Origin of the sequence: Draconibacterium halophilum (genome assembly GCF_010448835.1) — a bacterium.
Lineage (GTDB): Bacteria > Bacteroidota > Bacteroidia > Bacteroidales > Prolixibacteraceae > Draconibacterium > Draconibacterium halophilum.
On the sequence record NZ_CP048409.1, the window covers coordinates 1,740,568 to 1,751,893 of the forward strand.

Below are 11,326 nucleotides of genomic sequence, written 5' to 3' on the forward strand. Positions count from 1 at the left end.
TCTTTATGACAAGCGGTTTTTAAAATCTTGATACTTAAACTTCCGCACAATGCGTAGTTCGTCATCTTTTGTCCAAATGGCGATTGCCGGATGATTTACACCATTAAACATGGTGGTTTTTACCATGGTGTAGTGAATCATATCGAGGAAAATAATTTGTTCGCCAATTTTTAATTCGCGGCCAAAGTCGTATGCTTCCATAAAATCACCTGCTAAACAGCTTCCACCTCCTAAACGGTAAAGGTGTTGACTTTCTTCAGATGGATCTTTTGCGTCAACAATTTTTGGACGATAAGGCATTTCCAGCGTATCGGGCATGTGGGCTGTAAACGACACATCGAGAATAGCCGTTTTAACGCCTTTGTGTTCCACAATATCCTGAATGGTTGCTACCAACACGCCGGTTTCCCATGCAATGGCACTGCCGGGTTCCAGAATCACTTTTACATCGTATTTTTCTCGGAAAGCGGTGAGAAGTTGAATTAAATGCTGGTGATCGTAACCTTCGCGAGTCATTAAATGACCGCCACCCATATTTACCCATTTTACCTGGTGCAGGTATTTGCCATATTTATTTTCCAGGTTTTCCAATACTTTTTCAAGACTGTAAGAATCCGATTCGCACAACACATGAAAATGAATGCCTTCAATTCCTTCCGGCAATTCTTCGGGCATTTCATCGCTGCCAACTCCCAATCGCGATCCCGGTGCACTTGGATTGTACAGATCGGTACCCACATCAGAGTATTCAGGATTCACGCGAATTCCACAAGAAATTTTATGACCGGCCGTTTGTGTGCGTTGGTGATACTTTTCAAACTGCCTGACTGAGTTAAAAACAATATGGCTGCTGTAGCTCATCAATTCGTCAAATTCATGATCGAGGTACACCGGCGAGTAAAGATGTGCGCGTGTTTTCATTTCCTCGAAACACAAACGCGCTTCGTACAACGAGCTGGCTGTTGCACCTTTTAAATATTCGCGAACAATGGGAAATGCGCTCCACATGGCAAATCCTTTAAAGGCGAGAATGATTTCGATTCCTGCTTTCTGCTGAACACGATTAATAAGTTCCAGGTTATTACGAAGCAGTTTTTCATCGAGAACAAAAGTCGGTGAAGGTATTTCTTTATAATTCAAAGTCGATAATTTTAGCGGTTAAATAAAAAGCCCCAAGCTCATGACTCGGGGCTCGTAGCTCATATCTTGTTACAATTCCAGATCGCCGTTAATTTCTTCGTTCCATGGCAAACCGTGTTCACCGATTTTCTCCATAAATGGATCAGGATTAAATTCTTCAACGTTAAATACACCTTCGCCTTTCCATTTTCCGGTAAGCACCATCATGGCACCCAGCATTGCCGGAACACCGGTTGTGTAAGAAACGCCTTGCGTTCCCGTTTCTTCAAAAGCTTTTTTGTGGCTGCAGTTGTTCCAAACGTAATATGTTTTTTCTTCGCCGTCTTTTATTCCTTTAATTCGGCAACCGATTGATGTTTCGCCGGTGTAATTATCACCCAGATCGCCCGGATTTGGCAGCACCTCTTTCAGGAATTCCAACGGAATAATGTCAACACCTTTGTATTTTACCGGATCAATGCGGCTCATACCAATATTTTCAATCACGCGAAGGTGAGTTAGGTATTCGTCGCCAAAAGTCATCCAGAAACGGGCGCGTTTTAAACTTGGGAAGTTTTTGGTCAACGACTCCAGTTCTTCGTGATAAAGAACGTACGAATTGCGTGCTCCGATATTTGGGTAATTCAACGCCTTTTTTATTTCAAAAGGTTTGGTCTCTACCCACTGCCCGTTTTCCCAGTAGCGGCCGTTTTGAGTTATCTCGCGAATATTGATCTCCGGGTTAAAATTAGTGGCAAATGCTTTTCCGTGGTCGCCGCCGTTGCAATCCACAATATCGAGGTAGTGCATTTCATCAAAATGATGTTTAGCTGCGTGTGCCGTGTAAATACTGGTCACTCCGGGATCGAATCCACAACCCAATACCGCCATAATACCTTTTTCTTTAAAACGATCGTGGTAGGCCCACTGCCAGCTGTACTCGAATTTGGCTTCATCTTTAGGCTCATAATTGGCCGTATCTAAATAGTTTACGCCGGTTTCCAGGCAGGCATCCATAATTGGAAGATCCTGATAGGGGAGCGCAACATTGATAACCAGTTCCGGTTGAAATTCTTTTATCAGCGCAACTGTAGCTGCAACATTATCGGCATTTAACGAGGCCGTTTTAATTCGTCCTTTACCAACTTCTTTTGCTATTACATCGCACTTCGATACGGTGCGGCTGGCCAATAGAATTTCTGAAAAAACTTCCGGATTATCCGCACACTTGCTGGCTACTACACGGCCAACACCTCCTGCTCCAATTATTAATACTTTACTCATGTTTTTCTTTACTCATTTTAATTCAATAACATAAACTATATTCACCCGAATATTGTAATTTCGTGTGAGCATTACAAATAATCAGAGACAAATTAAGCATTTTTTTTGATGAGTGAAACTTTCGAAAATAAAGATTTTAACCCAAATAGAGTGGGACTAAAAAACGGCAATTTTATTGGTCTTCCGTATGATGAGGATTCTGCCGAAGTTGTGCTGCTTCCGGTGCCCTGGGATGTTACGGTTTCGTATGGCGAAGGAACAGCACTGGCACCTGCAAAGATTCTGGAAGCATCATCACAATTGGATTTATTTGATCCGGATGTAAAAGATGCCTGGAAACGTGGAATTTATTTTCAGCCCGTAAGCGAAGCGGTTTTGGAGATTCGAAACAAGTTGCGACCCAAAGCAGCGCGCTATATCAATTTTCTGGAGAATGGCGGAACTATTTCGGAGAATGAGACGTTGCAACAAAACCTGTTGGAGATCAACCAGCAATGCGAAGCCATGAACTTTTTTGTTTATCGCGAAACAACGAAATTACTTGACGCCGGAAAAATAGTAGGCTTGGTTGGTGGCGACCACAGTACTCCCTTAGGGTATTTTAAGGCGTTATCGGAAAAATACGATCGTTTTGGGGTGGTTCAGATTGATGCACATCTCGATTTGCGAAGTGCTTATGAAGGATTTACGTATTCACACGCTTCTGTTTTTTACAATGCCGTACAAATGCCCGAAATTAAAAAACTGGCTCAGGTTGGAATAAGGGATTGTTGCGATGAGGAAGTTGAGTTGGCAGAAAAAGACGATCGGATAGAAGTATATTTCGACCAGAAATTGAAAGAAGAGCAATTTAAAGGGGCCACCTGGGACGAACAATGCGACGAAATTATTAGCGAATTACCCGGTAATATTTACATCAGTTTTGATGTGGATGGACTGAATCCGAAACTTTGCCCGCAAACAGGAACGCCTGTGCCGGGAGGATTGGAGTATAACCAGGTTGTTTTTCTGTTTAAAAAGATTTTGGAGAGTGGCCGCCGGATTATTGGTTTCGATGTGTGCGAAACCGGAAATGCCGAGTGGGATGCCAATGTTGCAGCCCGAATCATATATAAACTCAGTTGTTTGGCCGGATAATTTTGATTGGTGCTACTTATTGTCTTACTTTGAAAAAAACGTTTCTATTTATAGGGAACAGTAAAATAGAACAGTGTTTTCGTTGATTTCATTTTTGGGTGGAAATATTCAAAAAAAATATTTTTATTTGCGCTTCGAAAGAAAAACGAAAAACACTAATAATTTATAGGGTTACTAGATGAAGAATACTTATTTTGATTTGATTGAGCAAAGCTATTATTTTCCACAGGAAGGCTTTGATTTAAGAGGTGATTCGCTTACATTTCATGGAATCTCATTAAAATATCTGATTAAAAAATATGGTACTCCGTTTAGGTTTATTTATCTGCCAAAAATTGGGGAACAAATAAAGAAGTCGCGTAACCTGTTTAATAAAGCCATTAAAAAGAATAATTATGATGGCAAATATTATTATTGTTATTGCACCAAATGCAACCACTTTTCGCACGTGGTTAACGAAGCCTTAAAACACAATGTAAACCTCGAAACTTCGTCGTCGTACGATATTGATCTTATCCTTCATCTATTTAAGGACAAAAAGATTGACAAGAACCGGAAGATTATTCACAACGGTTACAAAACTCAGGAGTATCTTAAAAAGATTATCGATTTGCAACGGTTGGGTTTCAAGAATAACATTGTTATTCTTGATAGTATTAATGAGCTGGAACGGATTGAAAAACTGGCCAACGGCGAGACCGTAAAAGTGGGAATTCGCATGGCGATTAATGAAGAATCGCAGTCGGCGTATTATACTTCTCGGTTAGGAATACGGCATACAAAAATTCCGGATTTTTTCGAAAAAAATATTAAAGGGAAGAAAAACATTGAACTAAAGATGCTTCACTTTTTTGTTGATTCGGGCGTAAAAGACAGCCTGTATTTTTGGGGGGAGTTTCAAAAAGCATTAAAGCTATACATCGACCTGAAGAAACAATGCGACTCGTTGGATTCTTTTAACCTGGGAGGTGGCTTTCCAATACGAAATCATTTGGGTTTCGAGTATGATTATGAGTACATGATTAAAGAAATTGTTGCCAACATTAAAACAGCTTGCTCGGCTGAGAATTTGCCCGATCCGGATATTTACACCGAATTTGGAAAATATACTGTTGGCGAAAGTGGAGCCATAATTTTCGAGGTGTTGGAGCAAAAACAGCAAAACGATACCGAAAGCTGGTACATCGTTAATAACAGTCTGATGAATACCATTCCGGATGCGTGGTCTATTTTCGAGAAATTTATTTTGCTACCCATAAACAAGTGGAACAACGAATACAAACGCGTAAACATTGGCGGTATTAGTTGCGACCACTCCGATTATTACAACTCGGAAGACTTTAATCAGGAGGTGCTTTTGCCTTCGTATGCCGATGAGGATAAAGAGCCGTTGTACCTTGGCTTTTTCCACACCGGAGCATACCAGGATGCTATTAGTGGATACGGCGGGATAAAACATTGTTTGATCCCCTCTCCGAAACATGTAATTATCGATCGCGACGAAAAGGGTAACTTCTTCGATTATGTTTATCGTAATGAGCAGTCGGCCGATGAAATGTTTAAGATTTTGGGATACACCAAAGACGAGGAATAGTCACAGTCTTCTGTCATTTCGAATGAGGTACGAATGAGAAATCTGTTTCAATTGTGAGAGATTTCTCGTCTCCCGAAGTTCGGGATGGTCGAAATAATAATTCCTTTTCTGGCTGACGTTGTGTGTGTTACTTGTATATGTAATTGGCAGCAAAGCGAGAAGATTGTTCCCGGGCTTTAGTTTGCACAGTTGTGATTGTGGATAGTGTGGTCGAATCAATCTCTGTACCTCAGAGGCAATAAACCAAACATTCAACCTTTTTACGGCAACTGTGTTTTTCTTAAAAAAACAATATGTCAGTTACTGAAATTATAAAAAACCGAAGGGCAACACCGCCCCGTTTATTTGCCAAGAAAGACTTACCAAACGGCTCGGTAGAAGAGCTGTTGAGAAGTGCCAATTGGGCACCCAACCATAAAAAGACGGAACCTTGGCGGTTTAAAGTGTACCGTGGCGAAGCCAAAGCAAAGTTGGCTGCCGATGCGAAAGCTTTACTGCTTGAAAAACAAAAGGAAGGCTACCCGGTTGCTCCTGAAAAAATAGAAAAATTTGCATCCACTCTGGAGCGTGTACCTGTTGCCATTGCAGTTATATTGCAGCCTGATCCAGCGGGACGTTTGCCCGAATGGGAAGAGCTTGCGGCGGTATCGATGGCCGTACAAAATATGTGGCTAACCGCAACCGAAATGGATTTGGCAGCATTTTGGGCAACACCAACTTTTATTGAGTTGTTTGATGAATTGCTTGAACTGGAGAACAACCAAAAAAGTCTGGGTTTCTTTTATGTTGGCCAGGTAATGATGGATTTTCCTTCGCCGGGACGACAAGACTGGAAGGACAAAATTGAATGGAAAGAATGAATTTGTTATCTTCAGCTTTTCAAATCATCTGAATCATGCGAATAGTGGGGATATTTTTATTACTAGTTCTGGGGTTAACTGCACAGGCACAAACCAATCAGGATGTATCAAACTTGGTTGACGGGAATGATTTTCCAAATCCGGTTTTTATTTCGCCCGATCCGCCAAAGCCCATTAAAGGCTGGGAGATGACAACCGTTTTGGAAGAAAAGGTGTTACAGGGAGAATATCCCGGAGATATTATCAAATTTCGTTTCAAAGGAACCGCAATTGGAATATTGGTTTACTCTGATAATACTTCTGGAATTATTGAATACAGTATCGATGGACAGCCCTGGTTCGAACAAGATGTTTATTCAGATAATGAAAAACCCGAATTAAAAAGTTATACCCTGGATAAAGATTTGAAAAACAGAAAGCACACGTTACAGATCAGGGTTATTGAAAAAAAGAATCCTGAAAGTTCAGGGAGCAGCATTGCATTAAGATCATTCTATTTTAACAAAGAATAAAAAAGGAGCTTCATTTGAAGCTCCTTTTTCTTGAGTTCTATTTTATATTTTCAAGCACATCAACCAAATGTTTCCAGAATTTCTCGGTAGTCGAAATATCTAAACGTTCATCGGGAGAGTGAGCTCCAAGAATAGTTGGGCCAAAGGAAACCATGTCAAGTCCCGGATATTTTTCAAGGAATAATCCGCATTCCAATCCGGCATGAATCGATCTAACAATTGGTTTTTTCCCAAATAGTTTTTTGTATGAATTTACAGTGATTTCCACAACTTTTGAATCCGGATTTGGAGTCCAGCCCGGATAACCGTCGCTGTGTCTTATAGCAGCCCCGGCAAGGTTGAAAACCGATTTTACGGTTTCTGCGGCATAATACTTACGTCCTTCGATTTCGCTGCGCTGACTGGTGGTTACTACTATTTTATTGTCGTCGGTAAATTTAACCGAAGCCAGGTTTGTTGAGGTTTCCACCATATCTACCATGCGTGAGCTCATTTCCAAAACGCCATGCGGACAGGCATAAACAGCATTTAAAAGTTTGTTTTGCGTATCGGTATCAACAACAAAAGTTGGTAGCTCGGTTTCTGTACAACTGATTTCCAGTTTTGGCTCGGCAAATTGAAATTCATCTTTTATCGAAGCCGCCATTTTATTGAATGAAGCCAACACATCATCTTTTTTATCAGCAGGAATTGTAATAATTCCGTATGCTTCGCGGGCAATGGCATTGCGTAAATTACCTCCATTGAACTCTGCGAGACGGATTTCAAAATCCTCGTTCCAGTTCCATAAAAAACGGTTTAGGATTTTGTTGGCATTTCCACGGTTTTTGTGAATATCGTCACCCGAGTGGCCTCCCAAAAGTCCGCTTACCGAAATTATCAGGGCTATTGAGTTTTTATTTATCTCTTCCAGCTGGTAATCAAAGGTAGCAAGTGTATCAACTCCACCGGCACAACCAATAAACAACTCACCTTCATCTTCCGAATCGAGGTTTAGCAAAACCGAGCCCGATAAAAAGCCGGGTTGCAGGTTAAAAGCACCGGTTAATCCGGTTTCTTCATCAACGGTAATCAGACATTCAATCGGGCCGTGTTTTAATTCGTTTGAAGTCAGTACCGCCAATTGGGCTGCAATACCAATTCCGCAATCGGCTCCCAATGTTGTTCCGTTGGCTTTTACCCAACCATCGACAATTACTGGTTCAATGGCGTCGCTATCAAAATCAAATTCCTTGTCCGAATTCTTCTCACAAACCATGTCCATGTGGGTTTGCAGAATAACGGTTGGTGCCTGCTCCATGTCTTTAGTGGCAGGCTTCTTAATCACTACATTTCCGATTTTATCGGTGTTTGCTTCCAGTTTATTTTCCCAGGCAAAATCAAGTAAATATTGTCTTATTTTTTCCTCTTTCTTCGATGGCCGTGGTACCTGGCAGATTTCTTCGAAATAGTTAAAAAGAGGTTGTGGTTTTAACGCTGCTAATGTTTTCATTTTCTAGAAATTTAGAACTACAAAGTTGGAAAAACGAAAGGAAAAATTTGTTGACGGATGACAGGTCTGATACCGGTTTGTTAATAGGTGTGTTTTCCGCTGTTCCATTCATTTTTGCTTAATAACTTTTCTCCCGACTCTTTTGCCCCGTTTTCAATTTCAGTTCCCATCGAATCGTTCCATCGATTGAGATAACCAAACAAAGCAACCACGCCGGTAATCTCTACAATTTCACCTTCATCCCAATATGTTCTTAAGTTTTCTGCAATTTGGTCGTCAACACTATTGGGAATAATGGAAGCTGCGAAAGCAAAATCCAGTGCTGCCCGTTCGGCTTCGGAAAACGCAGGATGTGTTTTGTATTCCCAAATATTTTCCAGTTGTTCCTGTTCAGCACCGTAACGTTCTGCAGCTCGTATGGCGTGTGCCTGGCAATAACGGCAACCTGCGGCATTGCTGCTAATGTAGGCGATCATTCGTTTTAAGGCACTGGTAATTCGTCCCTGGTTTTCCATCACAGCCTTGTTCATTTCAATAAAAGCATAGGCAATACGCGGCCGGTGATGCATGGTTTTTACGCTGTTGGGGCAGAATCCAAGTGTCTCTTCGTAAAACGTTATCAATTGCTGTAATTCAGGATCAGAATCTCCCGTTTTTGGAGTTACAAGTGGTTGTTTCATATTCGATAAGCAGGTTTTATTTATTAATGGTGCCGCGTTGACTTAATAAAATCGCAAACGGTCGGGTTCCCGGAAATTCCGACATAATAATAATCAGGATTACAGTGATGGGGACACTTAACAACATGCCCGAAATTCCCCAGATAACTCCCCAGATTGCGAGTGTTAAGAAAACAACCAATGGGCTAATATTTAAACTGTTACCCATTAGTCGAGGCTCAATAAAGTTTCCAACCACCAACTGAATAGCACCAACGATTGACAGTACCAGTATTCCGGGAGTGAATTCGCCAAACTGCAAAATGGAAAATACAGCTGGAAATATGGTTGCAATAAGCGATCCTATTGTTGGAATAAAGTTAAGAACAAAGATGAGGAATGCCCAAAATAGAGGCGCATCGATGCCAATAAAAAGCAAGGCAAAGTAGCTAAGGAAACCGGTTAATAGGCTGGTTAGTGTTTTTAAGGCGATGTAATTTCCAATGGAATGATCTATTTTTCTAACCAGTGTTTTTACATGATCGTACTGTTCTTTTTCCGGGTACATGGCTTTCAGCTTTTTTGGAAATAACGGTTCTTCCAGGAGTAAAAACAAAAGATATAGAAATACTGTAAAAGCATTACCAAATAAGCTTGTTAATGTGCTGAACAGCGATGATAGAATACTTCCGAAATTCAAATCTTTGGCAAAATCTCCGGCCATATTCATAATGTCAATATCAAATTTCTGGTTAATCTGTTGGGCAATTTTATTTACGTTGGCTTCGTATTCGGGAAGCGTTGTAGACAATATTTTGATGTTTTGAGATATCATGGTAACAGCTAAAGCTAAAAAACCAAGCAATACCAGTGTTGAAAATAGGGTAGTAATCCATTTGGGCAGCCGTCCAATGAAATTAACTTTTTCCAGTAATTTTTTTATTACCCGGATAAGAAACCAAAACAGGATGGCCAAAATGAAAGGAATAATGATGGATTGTGCGTAGATACAAACCACTACAATCGTGATTACGATAAGGAAAATGTAAATCTTTTTGCTTGTTTCCATGAGGTAGAAATTAATTGGGGAAAATACAAAAAACTTCGTTGCTCGTTTGTTATGGCTATCGCAAACTTGTTCAGATAGGAACAAAAAATTTTATATAGGCTTAAAAATTAAGCGACCAACTGAACTTTTGTTTTCCTGGTATTATCCTCAAGTTCATATCAGCAACTGATTTTTGCCGATTCTTTCACTCCCCATTCTTCTTTCATGGCAATTCCAAGTTTTTCCAGCTCTGTTAAAACAGGCTCATAAATACTTTTTGAAACCGGAATATGAACGCCTGTGTCGGTAATCTTGCCGTCCAGGATCATTTTAACAGCAATGGCGGCCGGTAATCCAACAGTTCTCGCAATCGATGTATTTTCTTTAGTTGCAAAATCAAGCAGACGTGATTTAACAACTTCGGTGCTTCCATCGGCATTTTCAACTAAAAACGAGTGAAGCATAATAACCATATCGCGGGCACCTTCGGGCAACATCATTTTTTTGAGCATCAGGTCGGCAACCAGATCAAAGTTCGATCCTTCATCCATTGATGGCATGTACCCACTAAAAAGCCCCAACCACTCCATCGCAGTAATTGCCGGACTGTCTATCGGCAGTTGAAGACGTTCGGCAGCCTTTTCTTTAATGTTGGCTGGATAAACTTCAAGCTGGCGCGCCATAATTCTTTTGTAGCTTTTTCCGGCAAAACTTTGTGTATCGTGAGTGATCAGACCGAGTGTTTTAATGGCATCCATAATTTCGCACCAATCGGGGTAACGAAAAGTTCCGCGATACATCGTAGCAACATCTTTCAGTCCATAAATATCGACGTAAGCCAACGAATCGCGATTCGGGTAAACTTCCATTTCTCCAACTTCGGGGAAATCTATTTTCAATGGATTTTTAAAAAGGTCTTCAGTCGGGAGCTCAACAATTTCGCCGCCTTTTAAATATTTGGCACCGTTATTTCCGGCCATAATCACACCTTTTGGCGACCACGAGAATTTGTATTTAAATGGATTGTCAGTTTCTTCGGGTGCTGCCAGCGCGCCACACAACGAGTAAAATTCTTTAATCTTACCACCTTTGTCTTGCACTTTGTCAATAATTCGCATGGCAGTCATGTGGTCAAAACCCGGATCAACACCGATCTCATTCAGAATAATAATTCCGGCTTCTTTGGCATCGGCATCCAGTGCTTTCATTTCATCCGACACATACGATGTGGTTACCATGTTCTTTTTGTGTTTAATACACAGTTTGGCTACCGTAACATGATGCGCATAAGGAAGCAGGCTTACTGTTAAATCATGAGTTGCAACTAGCTGATCCAATTGATCAATGTCGTCGATGGTCCATTGCAGGGCTTTACCGTTTGTGCGGTTTCTGATTAATTTTTCGGCTTTTGTAAGTGTGCGGGTGGCAATTGTTAATTCTATATTGTTGTCAAGAATATAATCGGCAAGTGGTTTGGCTACCATCCCGGCGCCAAGTAATAGTACTTTCATTTTTTCTGTTTTCTGTTTGTTACCAATTAATTAAACGAAATATCTTAGATTTCGTTCGATTAATTTCATCCTGAAATTTTTCTGAGATTATTGTCCTGTTATAAAATTAC

10 protein-coding genes are annotated in these 11,326 nt (G+C 40.7%); 4 read left to right on the forward strand and 6 right to left on the reverse strand.

The features are described 5' to 3' along the window. Window positions 1-3 precede the first annotated feature (3 nt). Both nspC and G0Q07_RS07000 read right to left on the reverse strand, forming a co-directional pair. Window positions 4-1,140, reverse strand: a complete 1,137-nt coding sequence (nspC, locus tag G0Q07_RS06995; protein ID WP_163345406.1) for a carboxynorspermidine decarboxylase — start codon at window positions 1,138-1,140, stop codon at window positions 4-6. A gap of 69 nt (window positions 1,141-1,209) precedes the next feature. Beyond that, window positions 1,210-2,403, reverse strand: a complete 1,194-nt coding sequence (locus G0Q07_RS07000; RefSeq protein WP_163345407.1) for a saccharopine dehydrogenase family protein — start codon at window positions 2,401-2,403, stop codon at window positions 1,210-1,212. Between the two features lie 108 nt (window positions 2,404-2,511). Between G0Q07_RS07000 and G0Q07_RS07005 the strand changes: the two genes are divergently transcribed. The 4 genes from G0Q07_RS07005 (at window position 2,512) to G0Q07_RS07020 (ending at window position 6,506) form a co-directional block, all read left to right on the forward strand. Then, a complete protein-coding gene (locus G0Q07_RS07005; RefSeq protein WP_163345408.1) occupies window positions 2,512-3,540 on the forward strand; it encodes an agmatinase family protein in 1,029 nt (342 codons plus the stop codon). Window positions 3,541-3,718: 178 nt separating this feature from the next. Beyond that, window positions 3,719-5,134 (forward strand): type III PLP-dependent enzyme domain-containing protein, encoded by a 1,416-nt coding sequence (locus G0Q07_RS07010; RefSeq protein ID WP_163345409.1) that lies wholly within the window; start codon window positions 3,719-3,721, stop codon window positions 5,132-5,134. 293 nt (window positions 5,135-5,427) lie between these two features. Further along, complete coding sequence (locus G0Q07_RS07015) at window positions 5,428-5,994, forward strand: nitroreductase family protein (protein WP_163345410.1); 567 nt, start codon at window positions 5,428-5,430, stop codon at window positions 5,992-5,994. Window positions 5,995-6,029: 35 nt separating this feature from the next. After that, window positions 6,030-6,506 carry a hypothetical protein gene (locus tag G0Q07_RS07020; protein ID WP_163345411.1) on the forward strand — a complete coding sequence of 159 codons (477 nt, stop codon included), beginning with the start codon at window positions 6,030-6,032 and terminating at the stop codon, window positions 6,504-6,506. A 37-nt stretch (window positions 6,507-6,543) separates the two neighbouring features. On the opposite strand, the gene G0Q07_RS07025 is transcribed toward G0Q07_RS07020, so the two are convergent. The 4 genes from G0Q07_RS07025 to G0Q07_RS07040 form a co-directional block, all read right to left on the reverse strand. After that, complete coding sequence (locus tag G0Q07_RS07025; protein WP_163345412.1) at window positions 6,544-7,998, reverse strand: aminoacyl-histidine dipeptidase; 1,455 nt, start codon at window positions 7,996-7,998, stop codon at window positions 6,544-6,546. Between the two features lie 80 nt (window positions 7,999-8,078). Further along, a complete protein-coding gene (locus tag G0Q07_RS07030) occupies window positions 8,079-8,678 on the reverse strand; it encodes a carboxymuconolactone decarboxylase family protein (protein ID WP_163345413.1) in 600 nt (199 codons plus the stop codon). 16 nt (window positions 8,679-8,694) lie between these two features. Then, window positions 8,695-9,726 carry an AI-2E family transporter gene (locus G0Q07_RS07035; RefSeq protein ID WP_163345414.1) on the reverse strand — a complete coding sequence of 344 codons (1,032 nt, stop codon included), beginning with the start codon at window positions 9,724-9,726 and terminating at the stop codon, window positions 8,695-8,697. Window positions 9,727-9,884: 158 nt separating this feature from the next. Then, the gene (locus G0Q07_RS07040; RefSeq protein WP_163345415.1) at window positions 9,885-11,216 is read right to left on the reverse strand and encodes a saccharopine dehydrogenase C-terminal domain-containing protein; all 1,332 of its coding nucleotides are present in this window, start codon (window positions 11,214-11,216) and stop codon (window positions 9,885-9,887) included. Window positions 11,217-11,326: the final 110 nt, after the last annotated feature.

Excerpts from the sequence above, each read along its gene's own strand:
- G0Q07_RS07025 (WP_163345412.1), bottom strand. The coding sequence starts at position 7,998 with ATGAAAACATTAGCAGCGTTAAAACCACAACCTCTTTTTAACTATTTC.
- G0Q07_RS07020 (WP_163345411.1), top strand. The coding sequence starts at position 6,030 with ATGCGAATAGTGGGGATATTTTTATTACTAGTTCTGGGGTTAACTGCA.
- G0Q07_RS07035 (WP_163345414.1), bottom strand. The coding sequence starts at position 9,726 with ATGGAAACAAGCAAAAAGATTTACATTTTCCTTATCGTAATCACGATT.
- G0Q07_RS07030 (WP_163345413.1), bottom strand. The coding sequence starts at position 8,678 with ATGAAACAACCACTTGTAACTCCAAAAACGGGAGATTCTGATCCTGAA.
- G0Q07_RS07040 (WP_163345415.1), bottom strand. The coding sequence starts at position 11,216 with ATGAAAGTACTATTACTTGGCGCCGGGATGGTAGCCAAACCACTTGCC.
- G0Q07_RS07000 (WP_163345407.1), bottom strand. The coding sequence starts at position 2,403 with ATGAGTAAAGTATTAATAATTGGAGCAGGAGGTGTTGGCCGTGTAGTA.
- G0Q07_RS07015 (WP_163345410.1), top strand. The coding sequence starts at position 5,428 with ATGTCAGTTACTGAAATTATAAAAAACCGAAGGGCAACACCGCCCCGT.
- G0Q07_RS07005 (WP_163345408.1), top strand. The coding sequence starts at position 2,512 with ATGAGTGAAACTTTCGAAAATAAAGATTTTAACCCAAATAGAGTGGGA.
- G0Q07_RS07010 (WP_163345409.1), top strand. The coding sequence starts at position 3,719 with ATGAAGAATACTTATTTTGATTTGATTGAGCAAAGCTATTATTTTCCA.